The 21,502-nt window shown below is 57.7% G+C and carries 21 protein-coding genes; 2 read left to right on the top strand and 19 right to left on the bottom strand.

Annotation, left to right across the window (positions count from 1 at the left end):
• Positions 1-49 precede the first annotated feature (49 nt).
• From BN3796_RS05535 to cysG, 11 genes are all read right to left on the bottom strand, one after another.
• Positions 50-676: a protein-L-isoaspartate(D-aspartate) O-methyltransferase gene (locus tag BN3796_RS05535; RefSeq protein ID WP_061707377.1), complete on the bottom strand. Its 627-nt coding sequence runs from the start codon at positions 674-676 to the stop codon at positions 50-52.
• On the bottom strand, positions 670-1,431 hold the full coding sequence (gene surE, locus BN3796_RS05530) for a 5'/3'-nucleotidase SurE (protein ID WP_061707376.1): 762 nt from the start codon (positions 1,429-1,431) through the stop codon (positions 670-672). Before surE ends, BN3796_RS05535 begins: the two co-directional genes overlap by 7 nt.
• Positions 1,412-2,461 (bottom strand): tRNA pseudouridine(13) synthase TruD, encoded by a 1,050-nt coding sequence (gene truD, locus BN3796_RS05525; RefSeq protein ID WP_061707375.1) that lies wholly within the window; start codon positions 2,459-2,461, stop codon positions 1,412-1,414. The genes surE and truD overlap by 20 nt, the downstream gene beginning before the upstream one ends.
• Positions 2,458-2,937, bottom strand: coding sequence for a 2-C-methyl-D-erythritol 2,4-cyclodiphosphate synthase (ispF, locus tag BN3796_RS05520; protein ID WP_061707374.1), 480 nt, complete (start codon positions 2,935-2,937; stop codon positions 2,458-2,460). Before ispF ends, truD begins: the two co-directional genes overlap by 4 nt.
• A complete protein-coding gene (ispD, locus tag BN3796_RS05515) occupies positions 2,937-3,647 on the bottom strand; it encodes a 2-C-methyl-D-erythritol 4-phosphate cytidylyltransferase (RefSeq protein WP_061707373.1) in 711 nt (236 codons plus the stop codon). Before ispD ends, ispF begins: the two co-directional genes overlap by 1 nt.
• A gap of 19 nt (positions 3,648-3,666) precedes the next feature.
• Positions 3,667-3,978, bottom strand: coding sequence for a cell division protein FtsB (gene ftsB / locus BN3796_RS05510; RefSeq protein WP_061707372.1), 312 nt, complete (start codon positions 3,976-3,978; stop codon positions 3,667-3,669).
• Positions 3,979-4,055: 77 nt separating this feature from the next.
• Positions 4,056-4,379 carry a DUF3561 family protein gene (locus BN3796_RS05505; protein WP_061707371.1) on the bottom strand — a complete coding sequence of 108 codons (324 nt, stop codon included), beginning with the start codon at positions 4,377-4,379 and terminating at the stop codon, positions 4,056-4,058.
• A gap of 59 nt (positions 4,380-4,438) precedes the next feature.
• A complete protein-coding gene (gene cysC, locus BN3796_RS05500) occupies positions 4,439-5,044 on the bottom strand; it encodes an adenylyl-sulfate kinase (protein ID WP_061707370.1) in 606 nt (201 codons plus the stop codon).
• Positions 5,044-6,471 carry a sulfate adenylyltransferase subunit CysN gene (gene cysN / locus BN3796_RS05495; protein ID WP_061707369.1) on the bottom strand — a complete coding sequence of 476 codons (1,428 nt, stop codon included), beginning with the start codon at positions 6,469-6,471 and terminating at the stop codon, positions 5,044-5,046. Before cysN ends, cysC begins: the two co-directional genes overlap by 1 nt.
• Before the next feature lie 9 nt (positions 6,472-6,480).
• Positions 6,481-7,389 carry a sulfate adenylyltransferase subunit CysD gene (gene cysD, locus BN3796_RS05490; RefSeq protein ID WP_061707368.1) on the bottom strand — a complete coding sequence of 303 codons (909 nt, stop codon included), beginning with the start codon at positions 7,387-7,389 and terminating at the stop codon, positions 6,481-6,483.
• 9 nt (positions 7,390-7,398) lie between these two features.
• A complete protein-coding gene (gene cysG, locus BN3796_RS05485; RefSeq protein WP_061707367.1) occupies positions 7,399-8,757 on the bottom strand; it encodes a siroheme synthase CysG in 1,359 nt (452 codons plus the stop codon).
• Between the two features lie 236 nt (positions 8,758-8,993).
• On the opposite strand from cysG, the gene BN3796_RS05480 reads away from it, so the two are divergent.
• Positions 8,994-10,037 (top strand): aminopeptidase, encoded by a 1,044-nt coding sequence (locus tag BN3796_RS05480; protein WP_061707366.1) that lies wholly within the window; start codon positions 8,994-8,996, stop codon positions 10,035-10,037.
• Between the two features lie 33 nt (positions 10,038-10,070).
• Here the strand turns inward: BN3796_RS05480 and BN3796_RS05475 are convergent, their stop codons facing one another.
• The 4 genes from BN3796_RS05475 to cysJ form a co-directional block, all read right to left on the bottom strand.
• The gene (locus BN3796_RS05475) at positions 10,071-11,333 is read right to left on the bottom strand and encodes an amino acid permease (RefSeq protein ID WP_187374029.1); all 1,263 of its coding nucleotides are present in this window, start codon (positions 11,331-11,333) and stop codon (positions 10,071-10,073) included.
• Between the two features lie 323 nt (positions 11,334-11,656).
• Positions 11,657-12,391: a phosphoadenosine phosphosulfate reductase gene (cysH, locus tag BN3796_RS05470; RefSeq protein ID WP_061707365.1), complete on the bottom strand. Its 735-nt coding sequence runs from the start codon at positions 12,389-12,391 to the stop codon at positions 11,657-11,659.
• Positions 12,392-12,467: 76 nt separating this feature from the next.
• Positions 12,468-14,180: an assimilatory sulfite reductase (NADPH) hemoprotein subunit gene (gene cysI / locus BN3796_RS05465; protein ID WP_061707364.1), complete on the bottom strand. Its 1,713-nt coding sequence runs from the start codon at positions 14,178-14,180 to the stop codon at positions 12,468-12,470.
• Positions 14,180-15,985, bottom strand: coding sequence for an NADPH-dependent assimilatory sulfite reductase flavoprotein subunit (gene cysJ / locus BN3796_RS05460; protein WP_061707363.1), 1,806 nt, complete (start codon positions 15,983-15,985; stop codon positions 14,180-14,182). The genes cysI and cysJ overlap by 1 nt, the downstream gene beginning before the upstream one ends.
• Positions 15,986-16,289: 304 nt before the next feature.
• Between cysJ and queD the strand changes: the two genes are divergently transcribed.
• Complete coding sequence (gene queD, locus BN3796_RS05455) at positions 16,290-16,655, top strand: 6-carboxytetrahydropterin synthase QueD (RefSeq protein WP_162267575.1); 366 nt, start codon at positions 16,290-16,292, stop codon at positions 16,653-16,655.
• Positions 16,656-16,705: 50 nt separating this feature from the next.
• Here the strand turns inward: queD and queE are convergent, their stop codons facing one another.
• The 4 genes from queE to pyrG form a co-directional block, all read right to left on the bottom strand.
• Complete coding sequence (gene queE / locus BN3796_RS05450) at positions 16,706-17,377, bottom strand: 7-carboxy-7-deazaguanine synthase QueE (RefSeq protein ID WP_061707361.1); 672 nt, start codon at positions 17,375-17,377, stop codon at positions 16,706-16,708.
• Positions 17,378-17,449: 72 nt separating this feature from the next.
• Complete coding sequence (locus BN3796_RS05445; protein ID WP_061707360.1) at positions 17,450-18,139, bottom strand: N-acetylmannosamine-6-phosphate 2-epimerase; 690 nt, start codon at positions 18,137-18,139, stop codon at positions 17,450-17,452.
• A 205-nt stretch (positions 18,140-18,344) separates the two neighbouring features.
• A complete protein-coding gene (eno, locus tag BN3796_RS05440) occupies positions 18,345-19,643 on the bottom strand; it encodes a phosphopyruvate hydratase (protein ID WP_061707359.1) in 1,299 nt (432 codons plus the stop codon).
• 83 nt (positions 19,644-19,726) lie between these two features.
• Entirely contained in the window at positions 19,727-21,364 is a 1,638-nt protein-coding gene (pyrG, locus tag BN3796_RS05435) for a glutamine hydrolyzing CTP synthase (protein WP_061707358.1), read from the bottom strand.
• Between the last annotated feature and the right edge of the window lie 138 nt (positions 21,365-21,502).

The raw sequence follows: 21,502 nt of genomic DNA, 5'->3' as shown, positions 1-21,502 counted from the left end.
GCACACCATACGCTGAAACCAGCCGAAAAACCCTGGATAATTCCGAGTCTCAGGCCAGCTCTCCCTTGATGAGAGGCACAAAGCGTACGGCTTCTACGGTATCGATAATGAACTCGCCGCCCCGTCGACAAACACGCTTTAAGAGCTGCTGTTCATCGCCCACTGGCAAAACGAGGAGTCCGCCCTCATCCAGCTGCGATAAGAGCGCGACCGGGATCTCAGGCGGTGCTGCGGTCACGATGATGGCGTCAAACGGGGCGCGGGCCTGCCAGCCCTGCCAGCCATCGCCGTGACGTGTGGAAACATTGTGTAAATCGAGCTGCTTGAGGCGGCGGCGCGCCTGCCACTGTAGCCCTTTAATACGCTCAACCGAGCAGACGTGATGCACCAGATGCGCCAGGATGGCGGTCTGATAGCCGGAACCGGTGCCGATCTCCAGCACCCGTGATTCCGGCGTCAGCTCAAGCAGCTCCGTCATTCTCGCCACCATATAGGGCTGCGAAATGGTTTGTCCCTGGCCGATGGGCAAGGCGACGTTTTCCCAGGCTTTATGTTCAAACGCTTCATCAACAAATTTTTCACGCGGAACCTGCGCGATCGCCTCCAGCACCCGCTCGTCGCTGATGCCCTGATGACGTAACTGATTCAGGAGCGTTTGTACACGTTTACTTACCATTGCGCGTTCACCCCGGCGCGTTCCAGCCAGCCTGAGACCACCTCCTGCGCCTTATACGCAGTGAGATCGACATGTAACGGCGTGACCGAGACATACCCCTCATCGACCGCCGCAAAATCGGTATCCGGCCCGGCGTCGCATTTTTCTCCCGGCGGTCCTATCCAGTAAAGGGTATTGCCGCGCGGATCTTCCTGCGGAATGACTTTATCCGCCGGGTGGCGACTGCCGCAGCGGGTCACGCGAAGCCCCTTGATCGCCTCTATCGGCAGATCGGGCACGTTGACGTTAAGAATGCGCCCGGTGCGCAGCGGCTCTCGCTCCAGCGCCCGAAGCAGCGAACAGGTGACAACCGCCGCGGTGTCGTAGTGCTGATAGCCGTTCAGGGAGACCGCCAGCGCCGGAAAGCCCAGGTGTCGGCCCTCCATCGCGGCCGCCACGGTGCCGGAGTAGATCACATCATCGCCCAGATTGGGGCCGGCATTGATGCCGGAGACCACCACATCCGGGCGCGGGCGCATCAGGGCGTTAACCCCTAAAAAGACGCAGTCGGTCGGCGTCCCCGTTTGCACCGCGATATCCCCGTTATCAAACGTAAAGGTGCGAAGGGATGATTCCAGCGTCAACGAGTTAGACGCCCCGCTGCGGTTACGATCGGGGGCCACCACCTGCACCTCGGCAAATTCGCGAAGGTGTTTCGCCAGGGTCTGAATGCCCGGCGCGTGGATCCCATCATCGTTACTCAGCAAAATTCGCATAATCACCCGACGTGTTGATAAGTTCCCTGACAACGCTGGTGGCGAAGCTGCCCGCAGGCAGCCAGAAGCGCAGCTCGACGGTTGCGTCGTCACACCAGCTCCAGTTCATCTGCTGCGGATAGAGCAGCATCGCGCGACGCGACGCCTCAACCTTTTCCCGCACCAGCAGCGCCTGTAATTCCGGCGCATCCGCTATCGCCGCCTCTTCGGCAGCCAGCGCCTCGCCCTGTGTCCCCCACTCGCCTTTACCCGGCAGCGCGGCGGTAATCATCAGCGCTTTGCCATCGACGCGCGCCTGGAGTTCGGCCAACTCTTCCGCCGTTGCGACAAACCAGCTGCCGCGTCCGGCTAATTGTAGCGCATCGCCGACAACAACTTGATTCGCGTCCGTTTTTTTCAGACGCTCGCTCACAATCTGATTAAACAACGCGCTGCGGGCCGCCGACAACCAAAAACTGCGTTTATTGCGGTCACGAACCGGCGCATCGCTTTGCGCCCAACGCAACGCGCCCTGCAAGTTGCTGCCGCCGATGCCAAAACGCTGGGCGCCGAAATAGTTGGGCACGCCCCGCTCGCGGATCGCCGTCAGACGTTGTTCCACCTGTGCGCGATCGGAGATGTCGCGTAGCACCAGCGTAAAGGCGTTGCCCTTCAGCGCACCGAGACGCAGCTTGCGCTTGTGGCGGGCGTACTCCAGTACCTGGCAGCCCTCAAGCTCAAATTTGCTGATATCAGGCATGGCGTTGCCGGGCACACGGGCGCAAAGCCACTGCTCGGTAACGGCCTGTTTATCTTTTTGCCCGGCGAAGCTCACCTCGCGGGCAGGGATCTTGAGAAATTTCGCCAGCGCATCGGCTACGGCGCGGGTGTTGCAGCCCTTTTTCAGGATGCGTACCAGGATATGCTCGCCCTCGCCATCCGGCTCAAAGCCCAAATCCTCCACCACGAGAAAATCTTCCGGGCTGGCTTTCAGCAGGCCGCTCGCCTGCGGTTGGCCGTGCAGCCAGGTGAGGTTGTCAAACGCTGTCATTTGCCCGCCTTCACCAGCAGCGCCACCGCTTCACAGGCGATCCCCTCGCCGCGCCCGGTAAAGCCGAGCTTTTCCGTGGTGGTGGCTTTGACGTTGACATCATCCATATGACACCCGAGATCTTCGGCGATAAAGACGCGCATCTGCGGAATATGCGGCAACATTTTCGGCGCCTGGGCGATGATAGTGACATCCACGTTGCCAAGCGTATAGCCTTTGGCCTGAATACGGCGCCAGGCTTCGCGCAGCAGTTCGCGGCTGTCGGCACCTTTAAATGCCGGATCGGTGTCCGGGAAAAGCTTGCCGATATCGCCCAGCGCCGCCGCGCCGAGCAGCGCGTCGGTCAGGGCGTGCAACGCCACGTCGCCATCGGAATGGGCCAGCAACCCCTTCTCATAAGGAATGCGCACGCCGCCGATGATAATCGGGCCCGCGCCGCCAAAGGCGTGTACGTCAAAACCGTGTCCAATTCGCATTATGCCTTCTCCTGGTGGGTCAAACGGGTAAGATAAAACTCCGCGAGCTGTAAATCTTCCGGGCGCGTTACTTTTATATTATCTGCACGCCCTTCGACAAGCTGCGGATGAAAACCGCAATACTCCAGCGCCGACGCTTCGTCGGTGATAGTGGCGCCTTCATTAAGCGCCCGCTGTAAACAGTCGTGGAGCAGCTCGCGGGGGAAAAACTGGGGGGTCAGCGCATGCCATAAATCGACGCGCTCGACGGTATGGGCGACGGCGTTTTTACCGGGTTCGGCGCGCTTCATGGTGTCGCGCACCGGGGCGGCCAGAATGCCGCCGACGCGGCTGGTTTCGCTGATAGCGAGCAGACGCGCCAGATCCTGCGGGTGCAAACAGGGGCGTGCGGCATCATGCACCAGCACCCACGAGGCGCCTTCAGCCGCCTGAAGGCCCGCCATGACGGATTCGGCGCGCTCGGCGCCGCCGTCGACGACAACAATCTGCGGGTGGGAAGCGAGCGGGAGCGCCGCGAAGCGGGCGTCGCCGGGGCTGATGGCGATCACCACGCGCGATACCCGCGGATGGGCGAGCAGCGCCGCGACGGAGTGCTCAAGAATGGTTTTATCGCCGATGGAGAGATACTGCTTAGGACACTCTGTTTGCATGCGGCGGCCGACGCCTGCGGCCGGCACGACGGCGCATACGTCCGAAAAAGTCACTGCCATGTCGTAATCCTGGGCCTGATTATCGATTGTTTTGCGCTGTGCCCTGATTGCGTTTAGACGCATCCGGCACCAGACGATAGAAGGTTTCGCCCGGCTTCGTCATACTGAGTTCGTTACGCGCGCGCTCCTCAATCGCCTCCTGCCCACCGTTGAGATCGTCGATCTCGGCAAAAAGCTGATCGTTTCGCGCCTTAAGTTTTGCGTTCGTAGCCTGCTGCGCCGTTACGTCATCATTGACCCGGCTGTAGTCGTGCAGGCCATTCTTACCGAACCACAGCGAATACTGTAGCCAGACCAGCAAGGCCAGCAACAGCAACGTTAATTTACCCATCCTGCCCCCTGAAAAACGGCATCATCATCCCATAACTTTCCGCTGGACTCTACTATGGGGTTCAATTATGTCGCAAGTTAGCCCATCAGCCACAAAAAGAGCAGACCAAAGATGGCGACGACCAGAGCGATAGTGGTGAGGAGGCTGAACAGCAGTCTGCCGTTAAGCAGGGAGTGGAACGCGATACCCACCACAACCGCAACGGGCATCAGCGCCAGGAAAAATGGCCAGGTATAAAGAAAGAAAAAGAGCGTGTTACGGCCATAGACCAGGAAAGGGATACCCAGCGCCAGCAGCCATGAGGCAAAACCGACCACCGCCCCCGGCAGGGACCATGTCGTTTCGTCCTGGGGCGATAACCTCTCCGACCCGTTAATAATGAAATTCTGACCGTCGCGCATAAAAAATCCTGTGACTATGACACCCCTGCCGGGAAGGTAGCTTCCCGGAAGGTACCGTCTCAGGATCTGATAATATCGTCCTGTCTGAGCAGGTCTAATAATTGGCCTACTAAATTTGTTACCAATTGTTCACCATTCAGGTGAATGTCCGCGGAGACGGGCGCCTCGTATACCGCATCGATGCCGGTGAAGTTCTTAAGCTCCCCCGCCCGCGCCTTTTTATAGAGCCCTTTTGGATCGCGGCGTTCGCAAATCGCCAGCGGCGTATCGACAAAGATCTCGATAAACCGCCCCTCGCCCACCCGCTCACGCACCATCTGTCGCTCGGCGCGGTGGGGGGAGATAAAGGCGGTGAGAACCACCAGCCCGGCGTCCGCCATCAGGCCGGCCACCTCCCCCACCCGCCGAATGTTCTCTTTGCGATCCGCGTCGCTGAACCCTAAATCGCTGCACAGGCCGTGGCGCACATTATCTCCGTCCAGCAGGTAGGTGCTTACCCCCGCCTGGTGCAGCGCCTCCTCCAGCGCGCCTGCGACCGTAGATTTACCGGAGCCGGAGAGCCCGGTAAACCAGAGCACCACGCCACGATGGCCGTGGAGTTGCTCACGGGCCGCCACCGTCACCGGATGGGGATGCCAGACGACGTTTTCGTCGTGTTGCGCCATTACTTGCCTCCCAGCAGATCGCGCGCGCCCCAGTGCGGGAAGTGCTTGCGGACCAGCGCGTTCAGCTCCAGCTCAAAGGCGCTGTAGTCGGACGGCGTGGCGGCGGCCTGCGCGTGGGGTTCACGCACCATGCCCGCCCCCACGGTAACGTTAGAGAGGCGATCGATAAAAATCAGCCCGCCGGTCACCGGGTTCTGCTGGTAGCGATCCAGCACCAGCGGCTCGTCAAAGGTGAGATCCACAAGGCCAATGCCGTTCAGCGGCAGCTCGCTCACCTCGCGCTGGGTGAGGTTATTGATATCCACCTGGAACTGAACGCCATCCACCCGGGCGCGGGTTTTCTTGCCGGCGATTTTGATATCGTAGCTCTGGCCAGCGGTCAGCGGCTGCTCCGCCATCCATACCACGTCAACCGACGCGCTCTGCACCGCCGTTAGCGTTTCAGCCGCCTCCACCAGCAGATCGCCGCGGCTGATGTCGATCTCATCTTTCAGCACCAGCGTCACCGCTTCGCCTGCGCCCGCCTGAGGCAGATCGCCATCGAAGGTGACGATACGGGCGATCGACGACTCCACGCCGGACGGCAGCACCTTCACGCGCTGGCCCACCGTCACCACGCCGGAGGCGATAGTGCCAGAGAAGCCGCGAAAATCGAGGTTCGGGCGGTTAACGTACTGCACCGGAAAACGCATCGGCTGGCTTTCCACCACGCGCTGGATCTCTACGGTCTCAAGCATCTCCAGCAGCGTCGGGCCGCTGTACCAGGGCATGTTCCCGCTCTGGGAGGCGACGTTATCGCCTTCCAGCGCCGAGAGCGGCACAAAGCGGATATCCAGGTTGCCCGGCAGCTGTTCAGCAAAGGTCAGATAGTTCTGGCGGATCTCCTCGAAGCGATCCTGGCTAAAGTCCACCAGATCCATTTTGTTAACCGCCACCACCAGATTTTTGATCCCCAGCAGCGTGGAGATAAAGCTGTGGCGACGGGTTTGATCCAGTACGCCTTTACGGGCGTCGATCAGCAGGATCGCCAGGTCGCAGGTGGAGGCGCCGGTCGCCATGTTACGGGTGTACTGCTCATGCCCCGGGGTGTCGGCGATAATAAATTTGCGTTTCTCGGTGGAGAAGTAGCGGTAGGCCACATCAATGGTGATCCCTTGCTCGCGCTCCGCCTGCAGGCCATCCACCAGCAGCGCCAGATCGAGCTTTTCGCCCTGGGTGCCGTGGCGTTTGCTGTCGTTATGCAGGGAAGAGAGCTGATCTTCGTAAATCTGGCGCGTGTCGTGCAGCAGGCGGCCAATCAGCGTGCTCTTGCCGTCGTCGACGCTGCCGCAGGTGAGAAAACGCAGCAGGCTTTTATGCTGCTGGGCGTGCAGATAGGCTTCCACGCCGCCTTCGTTAGCAATTTGTTGAGCAATAGTGGTGTTCATGGCGGCTCCTTAGAAATAACCCTGACGTTTCTTCAGCTCCATGGAGCCTGCCTGGTCGCGGTCGATGACGCGCCCCTGTCGCTCGCTGGTGGTCGATACCAGCATCTCTTCGATGATCTCCGGCAGCGTCTGCGCATTCGACTCCACCGCGCCGGTCAACGGCCAGCAGCCGAGGGTACGGAAACGGACCATACGCTTTTTGATCACTTCCCCCGGCTGCAAATCGATACGATCGTCATCGATCATCATCAGCATGCCGTCGCGCTCCAGCACCGGGCGCTCGGCGGCCAGGTAGAGCGGAACGATTTCGATATTTTCCAGGAAGATATACTGCCAGATATCCAGCTCGGTCCAGTTGGAGAGCGGGAAGACGCGAATGCTTTCGCCTTTGTTGATCTGGCCGTTGTAGTTGTGCCACAGCTCCGGACGCTGGTTTTTCGGGTCCCAGCGGTGGAAGCGGTCACGGAAGGAGTAGATACGCTCTTTCGCGCGGGATTTCTCCTCGTCGCGGCGCGCGCCGCCGAACGCGGCGTCAAAGCCATATTTGTTCAGCGCCTGCTTCAGCCCTTCGGTTTTCATGATGTCGGTATGTTTGGCGCTGCCGTGGACAAACGGGTTAATCCCCATCGCCACCCCTTCCGGGTTTTTATGCACCAGCAGCTCGCAGCCGTAGGCTTTAGCGGTACGGTCACGGAACTCGTACATCTCGCGGAATTTCCAGCCGGTATCCACATGCAGCAGCGGGAACGGCAGCGTGCCGGGATAGAAGGCTTTACGCGCCAGGTGCAGCATGACGCTGGAATCTTTACCGATGGAGTACATCATCACCGGGTTAGAAAACTCGGCGGCCACTTCGCGGATAATATGGATACTTTCCGCTTCAAGCTGCCGCAGGTGAGTGAGTCGTTTTTGGTCCATAACCGTTCCTTAAGCCAAATTGATAACAGAAGAACCAAAGCCCTCTGTGTCGGTTGTGTGTTGGAACCAGGCGAGCGCGCTGTGCAGCTGCACCACTTCTCCCACCACGATCAGGGCGGGCATCGGGGCATCTTTCGCCAGGGTTGCAAGGTCTTGTAATGTGCCGATGGCGACATGCTGATCGACGCGTGTCCCGCGGGAGATCACCGCTACCGGCGTCGTCGCATCGCGACCGTGCTGGATAAGCTGTTCGCTGATGTCCGCCGCTTTCATGGTGCCCATGTAAATCGCCAGCGTTTGTCGGCTCTGGGCGAGATGCGACCAGTCAAACGGCGCGCTGTCGGCTTTATAGTGCCCGGTCACAAAGGTCACGCTCTGGGCGTAATCGCGATGGGTCAGAGGAATACCGGCGTAGGCCGTGACGGCTGACGCCGCCGTGATGCCGGGGACCACCTGGAACGGCACGCCCGCTTCGGCTGCCGCCTGCAATTCTTCGCCACCGCGACCAAAAATAAACGGGTCGCCCCCTTTCAGGCGCACCACGGTCTTGCCCGCTTTCGCGGCGGCAATCAGCATCTGATTGGTGTCGTGCTGCGCCACGGAGTGCTCGCCCGCCCGTTTGCCGACGCAGATTTGCTCCGCGTCCCGGCGGATCATCTCGCGGATGCCGTCGGTGACGAGGTGGTCGTAGAACACCACGTCCGCATCCTGAAGCACCTGGAGGCCACGCAGCGTCAGCAGCCCGGCATCCCCCGGCCCGGCCCCCACCAGAATGATCTCCCCGCCCGTACCGCCGGGGTTATCCAGTTCATCTTCGAGGATTTTCTGCGCCGCCGTCTCATTACCTGCCTGCATCAGGCTGGCAAAGCGGCCCCGAAACACCCGCTCCCAGAAGCGACGACGTTCCGTTACGCTGGTCAGACGCGTTTTCAGATGGTTGCGCCAGTAGCTGGCTTTCTCCGCCATGCGCCCAAGGCTGGTCGGCAGCAGCGCTTCGATTTTTTCCCGTAGCACGCGCGCCAGCACCGGCGCGGTGCCGCCGGAGGAGATCGCTACCAGCAGCGGCGAGCGGTCGACAATCGACGGGAAGATAAACGAGCACAGCGGCTGGTCATCCACCACGTTCACCAGACGGTGACGGGCCTGGGCAGCGTCGGAGATGCGGCGATTGAGCGGCCGATCCTCGGTTGCCGCAATGACCAACACCACGCTGTCGATCTGTGACTCTTCAAAATCCGCCTCTGCAACAACCCGCACCTGCGCCCCGGCGCGTTGCAGGAACGCGATTTTGCGATCGGCAATTTCACCCGTCCCGACAACCAGTACCGGTCGGTCTTTTAAGGCGGCAAAAAGGGGGAGATAGTCCACAGGCAACAACTCACTAACAACCAGGAATAATGGGACTATAGGGGGCGGCTTAGAGCGAATGAAATTACGAATTGGAATGAGTAGTTACTCAATGGAATAACGTTATGGGAAAGCTAATCTCAAAAAGTGCTTAACACACGAAATATCGGGCATTTAAGAGCAAATGAAATTGTGTAAGCGCGGTCACAGTTTCATACTAAGCGGGTCAAAAATTTGCGCTTTTTTAAGGACTCACTATGTTTTCCGCAATGCGCCACCGACTCGCGGCTCTGGCGCTCGGCGTATGCTCTATCCTGCCTGCTCAGGCACACACCTCTCCCCTGGGTACCATCGCCAATCAGCAGGCGCGGCATATTGCCATGATGTTTCCAGGAAGGATGACCGGAACGCCCGCTGAAATGCTCTCTGCCGACTATATTCGCCAGCAGTTTGCCGGAATGGGTTACCAGAGTGATATTCGTACTTTTCACAGCCGCTATATTTATACCGCGCGCAATAATACGCAAAACTGGCATAACGTCACCGGCAGTACGGTTATTGCGGCGCACGAGGGACGAAAACCGCAGCAAATTATTATTATGGCGCACCTGGATACCTACGCGCCGATGAGCGACGCCGACAGCGATAATAACCTGGGCGGCCTGTCATTGCAGGGGCTGGACGATAATGCCGCAGGCCTTGGCGTTATGCTGGAACTCGCTGAACGGCTGAAGAGCGCCACCACCGAGTATGGCATCCGCTTTGTCGCCACCAGCGGTGAAGAAGAGGGCAAGCTCGGCGCGGAGAATCTCCTCCAGCGCATGAGTGCAGCGGAAAAGAAAAATACCCTGCTGGTAATTAATCTCGATAATTTAATTGTCGGGGATAAGCTCTATTTTAATAGCGGGAAAAATACGCCCGGCCCCGTACGCAAGCTTACCCGCGATCGCGCTCTGGCGATTGCCCGCAGCCGCGGCATTTACGCCACCATGAATCCAGGGCTGAATAAGGATTATCCCCAGGGCACCGGCTGCTGTAACGACGGCGACGTATTTGATAAAGCGGGTATTCCGGTGCTCTATGTGGAGGCGACGAACTGGTCGCTCGGTAAAAAAGATGGCTACCAGCAGCGCAGCCCCTCCAGCGCCTTCCCGCAAGGCGTCTCATGGCATAACGTGCGGCTGGATAATCAGGAGCATATCGATAAGGCGCTGCCGAAGCGGATGGAACACCGCAGCCGCGACGTCATGCGCATCATGTTGCCGCTGGTGAGAGAGCTGGCGAAAGCGGAGAGCGCCTGATAATTCGTCCCTCCGCCGGGGCGGGGGTGACGTTTAGATCATGCTGTAAAAGAGCGCAGAGAGCGTGGCCAGCCCGCCGATAATCACCATGATCGCTTTCGCGCCGCGCAGCGAGCGCAGCTCCTCCCGGGTATAGATAAGCCAGGCCGGGATTAAAAAGAGAATGACGGCGATCATCGGGCCGCAGATTGTCTCAATCAACGTAATCACATCCGGGTTGGCATCGACCACCCCAAAGGTCACCGCGAACATCAGAAGCCAGGCCAGCCCCTTACCGACGCGGCGCTTCTCGCCACCGGCACAGGTGAGCAGCCGCGCCAGCGTATCGGCTACCGACAACCCCACGCCGAGGAACGATTTGGTCATGCCGAGGATGGCGATAAAAGGCGCCACGTAGTAGACCATACCGCCCCCTTCGCCCCCGGTCATGATCGACAGCACGTTGAGGTTCTGCGCCTTGGCATGGATAAAGGTGGCCTGCGGAATGCTTAACACGCAGCTCAGGACAAAAAAGATAATGCTGATAAAGATGGCGGCGTAGGCCACGCGGATCACCCGCAGCGCCTTGCGCTCCCCGCTTTCCTGTTTTTCACGATACCAGGAGGCCAGGGGGGAGATCATCGGCGCGCAGCAAAACGAAAATGCGATCAGCGGCAGCGTAAGCCAGACGCCCTTAAAGGTCGCGCCGGGCGGAGTGCTGCGAACGTTTTCGATAGCGCCGGTAAAATTATCCAGATGCCAGTGAGGAATTTGCGAAACCGCAATCAGCACGATGGAGATCGCAAAGGGAAGCGCCAGCGCGCTCAGGGTGCTGACGACTTTATCGCGCCCTTTACTCAGTACCGCATAAAGACAGGCGACAACGATAAATGAAATGACGCTGCGGTGAATAAGATGAAAATGCAAACGGGTCGTAAGGTAATTATCCAGCGCGTTGACCAGGGATGTCCCATATACCAGGGTCACCGGGAAAAAGGTGAGGCAGTAAAATAACAGCATCGCCAGTTCGCCCTTTCCGCGAAAAAAGGAGCCAAATACCGGTAATGCCGAATCGCCCGACGGCGCCTCTTTCATATAAACGCGGCACAGCAGCAGATGGGGCATCAGAGAAAGCGGCAGCCCGAGCAGCAGCATAACAAGGAATATCACCGGCCCGCGCGTGCCTATCTCTATCGGCAGAAAGAGCGTCCCCGCCCCGACAGCCGTGCCGTACAGGCCAAGCGTCCAGATGTTGTCCCGCCATTGCCAGGAACGATGCGCCAGGGTCTGGCCCGTGTTATCAGGTACTAAATTCATATTTGAACCGTTTATAAGATTGTTATTACAGATAAACCGGAATAATGTTTATGCAGCACATAAACAGGGATTAACTGGGGTGAACTGCGAGAGGGTTTATTAAATCACATCAAACAAATACACCAGTGTCTTTTCAGTCACCTCTACCCTGACACAATAAATAACGAAGATCTATTCTATATCGAGCTAGATAAAAGCCGGCCATACGGGGCAGCGGAATAAAAAAAGCAAAGAGCAAACAATTTATTAACCAGCAAGCTACGCAGCGTTGAATTTATGGTCGAACAGGGTAAAAAAAATCCCGGCAGCGCCGGGATGAGAGATTAACCTTCGTGTAAGCCGCATTCGCGTTTCAGGCCAAAGAAGCGTGTCTCCTCTTCCGCCATGCCGGGCTCCCATTTACGCGTGGTGTGCGTATCGCCAACAGAAAGATAGCCCTGATCCCACAGCGGGTGATATTTCAGGCCATGCTTTTGCAGGTACTGGTAAACGGTGCGGTTATCCCAGTCGATGATTGGCAGCACCTTGAACACCCCGCGCTGGATCGCCAGCACCGGAAGCGTGGCCCGGCTGCCGGACTGCTCGCGACGCAGCCCCGCAAACCAGGTCTGCGCATTAAGATCTTTCAGCGCCCGGTTCATCGGCTCGACTTTGTTAATTTCGTTGTACTTCTCAATGCCCTCTACCCCCTGCTCCCACAGTTTGCCGTAGCGCGCCTCCTGCCAGGCGGGGCTCTGTTCGGCGCGGTAAACCTTCAGGTTCAGCTTGAGCTTCTCCGTCAGTTCATCAATAAACTGGTAGGTTTCCGGGAAGAGATAGCCGGTATCGGTGAGGATCACCGGAATATCCGGCCTGATCTGGTTCACCAGATGCAGACTCACCGCCGCCTGAATGCCGAAGCTTGAAGAGAGCACATAGTCGCCGGGCAGATTTTCCAGCGCCCAGGCAACCCGCCCTTCGGCGTCAAGTTTTTCCAGCTTTTCGTTGGTTGCCGCCAGCGCCAGCACGCGCTCCTCTTTCGGCAGTGCGTTAAGCGCGTTTAGATCGAGTATGGACATAAGCACCTCGTTTGCCTGTTTTGCCGGGCGGCACTGCGTTTGCCCGGCCTACAAAAGCGGTGAAACCGCCGGGATGTTACTCCCAGAAATCCCTTGCGGGATCGAGTATCGGGCGAATGATGCCCGCACGCACCGTAAAGTCGCCAAAGCCTTCACCCGCTTCGCGCTCTTTCGCCCAGCGTCCGACAAGTACGTCGAGGGAATCGAGAATTTCCGACTCGGTGATGTTCTCGCGGAACATGCGCGGAATGCGCGTGCCGATGCGGTTGCCGCCAAGATGCAGGTTGTACCGCCCAGGCGCTTTCCCCACCAAACCCAGCTCGGCCAGCATCGCGCGACCACAGCCATTCGGGCAGCCGGTCACGCGCATCACGATATGCTCGTCCGGGATACCGTGTTTTTCCAGAATCGCTTCCACTTTGTCAGTGAAAGAGGGCAGGAAACGCTCGGCTTCGGCCATCGCCAGCGGACAGGTCGGGAACGAGACACAGGCCATGGAGTTTTCGCGCTGCGGTTTGACAGCATTCATCAGCCCATGATCGCGCGCCAGCTTTTCGATCTTCTCCTTCTCGCTCTCCGGCACGCCGGCGACGATCAGGTTCTGGTTCGCCGTAATGCGAAACTCACCTTTATGGATCTTCGCGATCTCCAGCAGGCCGGTTTTCAGCGGGCGGCCCGGATAATCAAGAATACGGCCGTTCTCGATAAACAGCGTCAGGTGCCATTTATCGTCGATACCTTTTACCCAGCCGATACGATCGCCGCGACCGGTGAACGCGTAAGGACGGATCGGCTCAAACTTAATCCCCGCGCGACGCTCCACTTCTTCTTTAAACGTCTCTACGCCCACGCGCTCCAGGGTGTATTTGGTTTTCGCATTTTTACGATCTGTACGATTGCCCCAGTCGCGCTGGGTAGTCACCACCGCTTCCGCCACCGCCAGGGTGTGCTCCAGCGGCAGAAAGCCAAACTCGCTCGCGGTGCGGGCATAGGTTTTCTTGTTACCGTGCTCGATGGACAAACCGCCGCCCACCAGCAGGTTAAAGCCGATAAGTTTGCCATTTTCCGCAATCGCCACGAAGTTCATGTCGTTGGCGTGCAGATCGATGTCGTTTTGCGGGGGGATCACCACCGTGGTTTTGAACTTACGCGGCAGATAGGTCTGACCGAGGATCGGCTCTTCGTCGGTGGTCGCCACCTTCTCCTGATCGAGCCAGATCTCCGCATAGGCGCGAGTGCGCGGCAGCAGATGCTCAGAAATTTTCTTCGCCCACTCGTAGGCTTCCGCGTGCAGTTCAGACTCGTACGGATTGGAGGTGCAGAGCACGTTACGGTTCATGTCGTTAGCGGTCGCCAGCGCGTCCAGCCCCACCGAGTGCAGCATCTGGTGCACCGGCTTGACGTTCTTCTTCAGAATGCCGTGAAACTGGAAGGTCTGGCGGTTGGTCAGACGAATGCTGCCGTAAATGGTATTCTCGCCCGCGAACTTATCGATCGCCTGCCACTGTTTCGTGGTAATGACGCCGCCCGGCAGGCGACAGCGCAGCAGCATCGCGTGGCGCGGCTCCAGCTTCTGAGCGGCGCGCTCGGCGCGGATATCGCGGTCATCCTGCTGATACATGCCGTGAAAACGGATCAGCAGGAAGTTATCGCCCTTAAACCCGCCGGTCAGGCCGTCGTTTAAATCTTCGGCGATGGTGCCGCGCAGGTAGTTGCTCTCACGCTTCATGCGCTCGGCATCAGACAGCTTGCCTTCGACCACCAGGGGTCCTGGATGTTTTTCGCTCATTAGTAGACATCTCGCTGATAACGGCGCTCAACGCGCAGCTCACTTAAATATTCATCCGCCGCTTCGGCATCCATCCCGCCAAATTCGGCAATCACGTCCAGTAAAGCCTGCTCAACGTCTTTCGCCATGCGATTGGCGTCGCCGCAGACATAAATATGGGCGCCGTCGTTAATCCAGCGCCACAGCTCTGCGCCCTGTGCGCGCAGTTTGTCTTGTACGTATACTTTTTCTTTCTGATCGCGGGACCAGGCCAGATCGATTCGCGAGAGCACGCCCTCTTTCACGTAGCTCTGCCACTCCACCTGGTAGAGGAAATCTTCAGTAAAGTGTGGATTGCCGAAGAAGAGCCAGTTTTTACCTGGCGCACCGTCAGCCGCGCGCTGCTGCATAAAGGCGCGGAACGGCGCGATGCCGGTGCCCGGGCCAATCATGATCACCGGGGTTTCCGGGTTGGCTGGCAGGCGGAAGTTATCGTTGTGCTCGATAAAGACCCGCACTTCGCCCTCTTCTTCCACGCGATCCGCGAGGAAGCTCGAGGCTCCGCCCGCACGCGCCCGGCCTTCCACCTCATAACGCACCACACCCACGGTGACGTGTACTTCGCTCTCCACTTCCGCCTGCGACGAGGCGATGGAGTAGAGGCGCGGCGTCAGCGGGCGCAGCAGGCCGATCAGGGCGTCTGCATCCAGCTGTGCCGGGGAGAAGCGCACCATATCGACAATCGGCGTGGTGGCGGCGTAATGCTGCAACTGCGCTTTATCCCCCACCAGCGGCAGCAGCGATTCGCTGCGCGTTAAGGTGGCGTAATTCTCAACGATATTGGCGGTGTTAACCGTCAGTTCAAAATGCCACTGCAGCGCCTCGGAGAGCGGCAGGGTTTTGCCCTCGACGCTGACCGGCTCGTCGCCTTTCAGCCACAGCAGCTCCACCAGCTCTTTCACCAGCGCCGGATCGTTCTGATACCAGACGCCCAGCGCGTCGCCGGGCTGATAGCGCAGGCCGGAATCGCCTAAATCGATTTCGATATGGCGAACATCTTTTTCCGAGTCACGGCCGGTGATTTTCTGGTTCACCGACAGGCTCGCCGTCAGCGGAGTCTCTTTGGTGTAAGGGCTGGTATGGATCTCGTTGACGGTGCCCGCTGCGGTAACGGCAGCCTGCGCCGGCGTCTCTTTCGGCACGCGAGCCTTCAGCACCTCAACCACGCGGGAGCGCCATTCGGCGGCGGCGGGCTGGTACTCCACGTCCGCATCCACGCGATCGAGCAGACGCTCCGCCCCCAGCTCCGCCAGCTTGCTGTCAAAATCTTTACCCGACTGGCAGAAAAATTCATAGGAGGTGTCGCCAAGACCGAAGACGGCGAAAGCGGCCCCATCCAGCTTTGGCGCTTTTTTCGAGAACAGAAACTTGTGCAGCGCCACCGCTTCCTCCGGCGGCTCGCCTTCCCCCTGCGTCGAGGTGATGACAACCAGCAGCTTCTCCGAGGCGATTTGCTTAAATTTATAGTCCCCGGCATTTACCAGCTTCACGTTGAGTTTCGCCGCCAGCAGATCGTCGCGCAGCGCTTCCGCCACGCGGCGGGCGTTACCGGTCTGGGAGGCGGAAATGAGCGTGATCGACGCTGTCTCAGCGGCCGCAGCCGCAGGCGCAACTACCGCCCCCGGCTGTTGATTGATCATTCCCCAGAAATAGCCGGAGACCCAGGCAAGCTGGGTGGGCGAAAAATCGGTAGTGGCCGCCTGAAGGCGCGCCAGTTGCTCCGGGTTCAGAGGGAGCAAATTAGAAGGAGGGGCCTGTGTTGTCATGCGTTCTTATGTTCCAGTAGCAAGGCTGTTTTTCATCGTAAAAACAGAACAGAGTGTAAGGTTAACGGTGGGGATAACAACAATTAAAGAAGGGATGGAAATAATAAATAACCAAATTGACTAACCTCTTTTAGTTATCGTTGTTAGCAATAAAAGCGGTTGATTAAGCCGCTGATTTTAATTAAATAAATCCGGATTTGTCACCTCCGGCGAGCAGATTAGCCGTCAGGGCTGTTTTAGTTAATGATAAAAAATATGCTTTCCGGTACTATGCGGCGGTTTTTTCCGCACTGTTTGAGAGTTCATGATGTCCACCACACTATTTAAAGATTTCACCTTTGAAGCCGCTCATCGCCTTCCTCACGTACCAGAGGGACATAAATGTGGCCGCCTGCACGGGCACTCGTTTATGGTACGCCTTGAGATAACCGGTGAAGTCTGCCCGCATACCGGCTGGATCATGGATTTCGCCGAGCTGAAGGCGGCGTTTAAGCCGACCTACGACCGTCTCGATCACTATTACCTGAATGATATTCCGGGGCTGGAGAATCCGACCAGCGAAGTGCTGGCGAAATGGATTTGGGATCAGATGAAACCCCTGGTGCCGCTGCTGAGCGCGGTGATGATCAAAGAGACCTGCACCGCGGGCTGCATCTATCGCGGAGAGTAAAAACGCGGAGCTTTCCTGCCCGGTGGGGCATAACGCCACCGGGCTTATTATTATGCAATATTCAGGTATTTATGCGTCTGCATAGAGAGGCGCCAGTTGCGGGCGATGCAGGTTTCAATGCACAGACGCGTTGCGTCTTCTTTCTGGCTGATCGGCTGCAGCGCAATGACCCGCTGTTTATCGTCAGTGAGCGTTGCCAGCAGCTCATCCAGCGCTTCGATATCACGCACACGCCCCACCGGATGTTTAATCTCATCCGCACGCTCCAGCGCCTGGGAAAGCACATCGTAACCACCGCGCATATTCACCTTCGGCGATACCGTCACCCAAGTGGTGTGGGAACAACGCACTTCGTGGGTGCCGCTGGTTTCTATCTGGCAGCTAAAGCCGTTTTTCTCCAGCAGCATTGTTAGCGGCATCAGGTCATGAATGCACGGCTCGCCGCCGGTAATAACCACGTGGCGCGCGGTCCACCCCTGCCGGCCAATAATTGCCAGCAGATCTTCTGCGCTTGCCGCTCCCCATTTGTCGCTCTCTTTGGTCTTTGCCAGGATGCTGAACAGCGACACCTCCCGATCTGCGAGCTTATCCCAGGTGTGTTTGGTATCACACCAGGCACAGCCAACCGGGCATCCCTGTAAACGGATAAAAATGGCGGGGACGCCGGTAAAATAACCCTCACCTTGCAGGGTCTGGAACATCTCGTTAATCGGGTACTGCATAGTCGTCTCAGTTAAAGGGGTAAACGATAAGTATCGCAGATCCCCTGCGTTGGGTCATGTCCCATCGATGCTTTAACCGTCGATTGCCGCCCGGAATCGCGCCGCGATCTGCTGCGGGCGGGTAATCGCCCCGCCTACGACCACCATATGCGCCCCTAACGCCAGGCAGCGGGCAGCGAGCGCAGGCGTTTCAACGTTCCCTTCCGCCACGACCGGCACGGTTACCGCCGCCAGCACATCACGCAAAAAGCCACAGTCGTTTTCAGGCAGCGAACGCCCCTGAGTTTCGGGCGTGTAGCCATACAGCGTCGTGCCCACGCAGTCGAAGCCGAGCGCCTGCGCCGCTTTCGCCTCTTCCACCGTCGCGATATCGGCCATCAGCGCCAGGGAAGGGTAACGTGCGCGGATCTGCTCTACCATCGCCGCCAGCGACTCGCCTCCCGGACGCGGACGCGCGGTGGCGTCGAGCGCAATTATCTCCGGCGCAACGCTCATCAGTTCCTCCACCTCTTTCATCGTGGCGGTGATCACCACCTCGCTGTCAGGATAATGGCGCTTAATGATGCCAATAACCGGCAAAGAGACCTCATGTTTGATGGCTTCGATATCCACCACGCTGTTGGCGCGGATCGCCGCCGCCCCGCCCTGCGCCGCCGCAAGGGCCATACGCGACATAATAAACGGGCTATGCAGCGGCTCATCCTCCAGCGCCTGGCAGGAGACCACCAGCTGCCCTTTCAGTTTTTCCAGTACCGTGTTCATGAAGATAAATCCCTTCTGCTTCGTTTCTGATGAGAGCTACGATTTTGCGACCATCAGGCGTAAGGGTCCAGAAAGGGGCAGAGAAGATGTGATGCAGCCCAAAGGGGTGAGAGGAAGAACGTTAACGCAGTGGAGGCCTGGTCGTAAGACGGGAGAGAAATAAAAAAACCCGCCGGAGCGGGTTTTTTAGAACGAAAGCGCAGGATTATGCCTGGCCTTTGATCTCTTTACGACCGTTGTACGGTGCTTTTTCGCCCAGTGCTTCTTCGATACGAATCAGCTGGTTGTATTTAGCAACGCGGTCAGAACGGCTCATAGAACCGGTTTTGATCTGGCCAGCCGCAGTACCTACCGCCAGGTCAGCGATGGTTGCGTCTTCAGTTTCGCCAGAACGGTGAGAGATCACAGCGGTGTAGCCAGCATCTTTCGCCATCTTGATTGCAGCCAGAGTTTCGGTCAGGGAACCGATCTGGTTGAATTTGATCAGGATGGAGTTAGCGATGCCTTTCTCGATGCCTTCTTTCAGGATCTTGGTGTTGGTTACGAACAGGTCGTCACCAACCAGCTGGATTTTGTCGCCCAGTACTTTGGTCTGGTATGCGAAACCGTCCCAGTCAGATTCGTCCAGGCCATCTTCGATGGAGACGATCGGGTACTGTTTAGTCAGCTCTTCCAGGAAGTGAGTGAACTCTTCAGAGGTGAACGCTTTGTTGCCTTCGCCAGCCAGAACGTATTTACCGTCTTTGTAGAATTCAGACGCTGCGCAGTCCATCGCCAGGGTGATGTCTTTGCCCAGCTCGTAGCCAGCCGCTTTTACCGCTTCAGCGATAACAGCCAGCGCTTCGGCGTTGGAGCCCAGGTTCGGCGCGTAGCCACCTTCGTCACCTACAGCGGTGTTCATGCCTTTGCCTTTCAGCACTTTCGCCAGGTGATGGAAAACTTCAGAACCCATGCGGATGGCTTCTTTCACAGTTTTCGCGCCAACCGGCTGGATCATAAATTCCTGGATGTCGACGTTGTTGTCAGCGTGCTCGCCGCCGTTGATGATGTTCATCATCGGAACCGGCATGGAGTATTTGCCCGGAGTGCCGTTCAGTTCAGCGATGTGTTCGTACAGCGGCTGGCCTTTGGAAGCAGCAGCAGCTTTGGCGTTCGCCAGGGAAACCGCCAGGATTGCGTTCGCACCGAAGTTAGATTTGTTTTCAGTACCGTCCAGGTCGATCATGATCTTATCGATGCCAGCCTGATCTTTGGCATCTTTGCCAAGGATAGCCTGAGCGATCGGGCCGTTAACCGCTGCAACAGCTTTGGTTACGCCTTTACCCAGAAAACGGGATTTGTCGCCATCGCGCAGTTCCAGCGCTTCGCGGGAACCAGTAGAAGCACCTGACGGCGCAGCTGCCATACCGACGAAACCACCTTCCAGGTGTACTTCGGCTTCAACAGTCGGGTTACCACGGGAGTCGATGATTTCACGACCGATGACTTTAACGATTTTGGACATTAGGTTTTCCTCAGTACAAGTTAAACTAAAACTCCAGACAAACAACGCGTACCAGAGGTACGCGTTGCCGTTCTAACTTATTTTTACTTCACCTGACGCTTCTGGTAGTCGCTGGCGGCTTTTACAAAGCCGGCAAACAGCGGATGTCCGTCACGCGGGGTGGAAGTAAATTCCGGGTGGAACTGACAGGCGACAAACCACGGATGGTTCGGCACTTCGATGATCTCGACCAACTGATCATCCCCGGAGCGGCCCGCAACACGCAGACCCGCAGCTTCAATTTGTTTCAACAGCAGGTTGTTGACTTCATAACGGTGACGGTGGCGCTCGGTAATAACTGGCGCACCGTACAGCTGGCGAACCACGCTGTCGTCAGAGAGCTGGCAAGCCTGTGCGCCAAGGCGCATGGTGCCGCCCAGATCGCTTTTCTCAGTGCGGACTTCAACGTTGCCGTCTTCGTCGCGCCACTCGGTGATCAGCGCCACTACAGGGTACTTACAGTCTGGCACAAATTCCGTTGAGTTGGCATTTCCCATCCCCGCCACGTTACGCGCAAACTCGATCAGCGCAACCTGCATACCCAGGCAGATGCCAAGGTAAGGAATATTGTTTTCACGCGCATAACGCGCGGTGGCGATCTTACCTTCTACGCCACGATAGCCAAAGCCGCCCGGGATCAGAATCGCATCCAAATCTTTCAGGATTTCGACGCCGCGCGTTTCGACATCCTGCGAATCGATGAGCTTAATGTTAACGGTGACGCGATTCTTCAGGCCGCCATGCTTCAGCGCTTCGATAACTGACTTATAAGCGTCCGGCAGTTCAATGTACTTGCCGACCATACCGATAGTCACTTCGCCCGCCGGATTAGCTTCTTCATAAATCACCTGCTCCCATTCAGACAGGTTTGCTTCCGGACAGTTCAGGCTGAATCGTTTACAAATATAATCGTCCAGACCCTGAGATTTCAACAGGCCCGGGATTTTATAAATTGAATCGACATCTTTCAGGGAAATAACGGCCTTTTCAGCAACGTTACAGAACAATGCAATTTTTGCACGTTCGTTAGCCGGTACCGCGCGATCGGAGCGGCAGATAAGGATATCCGGCTGGATGCCGATAGAGAGCAGCTCTTTAACAGAGTGCTGGGTCGGTTTGGTTTTGACCTCGCCCGCGGCGGCCATGTACGGCACCAGCGTCAGGTGCATAAACAGCGCATGTTCACGACCGATATCCACCGCCAGCTGGCGAATCGCCTCCAGGAACGGCAGAGATTCGATATCCCCCACCGTACCGCCGATTTCTACCAGCACCACATCATGACCTTCACCGCCTTCGATAATGCGTTCTTTGATGGCGTTAGTGATGTGCGGGATAACCTGAACGGTTGCGCCGAGATAGTCGCCGCGGCGCTCTTTGCGCAGCACGTCGGAATAGATACGGCCAGTGGTGAAGTTGTTGCGGCGGCTCATCTTGGTGCGGATGAAGCGCTCATAGTGCCCCAGGTCCAGGTCGGTTTCAGCGCCGTCTTCGGTAACGAACACTTCCCCGTGCTGGATTGGGCTCATGGTACCCGGATCGACGTTGATATACGGATCCAGCTTCATGATGGTCACGTTGAGGCCACGGGCTTCGAGAATGGCTGCGAGGGAGGCTGCGGCAATGCCTTTACCCAGAGAGGATACGACCCCGCCGGTCACAAAAATATAGTTCGTTGTCATGCTGAACCTGAGAAGTTAGGGTGAAACGATGGAATAACCAGGACGGGAAAGTAGTATACCCGAACACGACGAGCGCCACAAACTTTCATTCTCCCTCCCCTTCCCCGGGTTCGCCTGACGTAAGGAGTGAGAAAATAG

The organism is Pseudenterobacter timonensis (assembly GCF_900021175.1).
Taxonomy (GTDB): Bacteria; Pseudomonadota; Gammaproteobacteria; order Enterobacterales; family Enterobacteriaceae; genus Enterobacter; species Enterobacter timonensis.
This window is presented reverse-complemented; position numbering and strand designations above follow the sequence as displayed.

Bases quoted from the DNA above. Each gene is read 5' to 3' on its own strand.
- BN3796_RS05535 (WP_061707377.1), bottom strand. From the start codon at position 676: ATGGTAAGTAAACGTGTACAAACGCTCCTGAATCAGTTACGTCATCAG.
- surE (WP_061707376.1), bottom strand. From the start codon at position 1,431: ATGCGAATTTTGCTGAGTAACGATGATGGGATCCACGCGCCGGGCATT.
- truD (WP_061707375.1), bottom strand. From the start codon at position 2,461: ATGACAGCGTTTGACAACCTCACCTGGCTGCACGGCCAACCGCAGGCG.
- ispF (WP_061707374.1), bottom strand. From the start codon at position 2,937: ATGCGAATTGGACACGGTTTTGACGTACACGCCTTTGGCGGCGCGGGC.
- ispD (WP_061707373.1), bottom strand. From the start codon at position 3,647: ATGGCAGTGACTTTTTCGGACGTATGCGCCGTCGTGCCGGCCGCAGGC.
- ftsB (WP_061707372.1), bottom strand. From the start codon at position 3,978: ATGGGTAAATTAACGTTGCTGTTGCTGGCCTTGCTGGTCTGGCTACAG.
- BN3796_RS05505 (WP_061707371.1), bottom strand. From the start codon at position 4,379: ATGCGCGACGGTCAGAATTTCATTATTAACGGGTCGGAGAGGTTATCG.
- cysC (WP_061707370.1), bottom strand. From the start codon at position 5,044: ATGGCGCAACACGACGAAAACGTCGTCTGGCATCCCCATCCGGTGACG.
- cysN (WP_061707369.1), bottom strand. From the start codon at position 6,471: ATGAACACCACTATTGCTCAACAAATTGCTAACGAAGGCGGCGTGGAA.
- cysD (WP_061707368.1), bottom strand. From the start codon at position 7,389: ATGGACCAAAAACGACTCACTCACCTGCGGCAGCTTGAAGCGGAAAGT.
- BN3796_RS05480 (WP_061707366.1), top strand. From the start codon at position 8,994: ATGTTTTCCGCAATGCGCCACCGACTCGCGGCTCTGGCGCTCGGCGTA.
- BN3796_RS05475 (WP_187374029.1), bottom strand. From the start codon at position 11,333: ATGAATTTAGTACCTGATAACACGGGCCAGACCCTGGCGCATCGTTCC.
- cysH (WP_061707365.1), bottom strand. From the start codon at position 12,391: ATGTCCATACTCGATCTAAACGCGCTTAACGCACTGCCGAAAGAGGAG.
- cysI (WP_061707364.1), bottom strand. From the start codon at position 14,180: ATGAGCGAAAAACATCCAGGACCCCTGGTGGTCGAAGGCAAGCTGTCT.
- cysJ (WP_061707363.1), bottom strand. From the start codon at position 15,985: ATGACAACACAGGCCCCTCCTTCTAATTTGCTCCCTCTGAACCCGGAG.
- queD (WP_162267575.1), top strand. From the start codon at position 16,290: ATGATGTCCACCACACTATTTAAAGATTTCACCTTTGAAGCCGCTCAT.
- queE (WP_061707361.1), bottom strand. From the start codon at position 17,377: ATGCAGTACCCGATTAACGAGATGTTCCAGACCCTGCAAGGTGAGGGT.
- BN3796_RS05445 (WP_061707360.1), bottom strand. From the start codon at position 18,139: ATGAACACGGTACTGGAAAAACTGAAAGGGCAGCTGGTGGTCTCCTGC.
- eno (WP_061707359.1), bottom strand. From the start codon at position 19,643: ATGTCCAAAATCGTTAAAGTCATCGGTCGTGAAATCATCGACTCCCGT.
- pyrG (WP_061707358.1), bottom strand. From the start codon at position 21,364: ATGACAACGAACTATATTTTTGTGACCGGCGGGGTCGTATCCTCTCTG.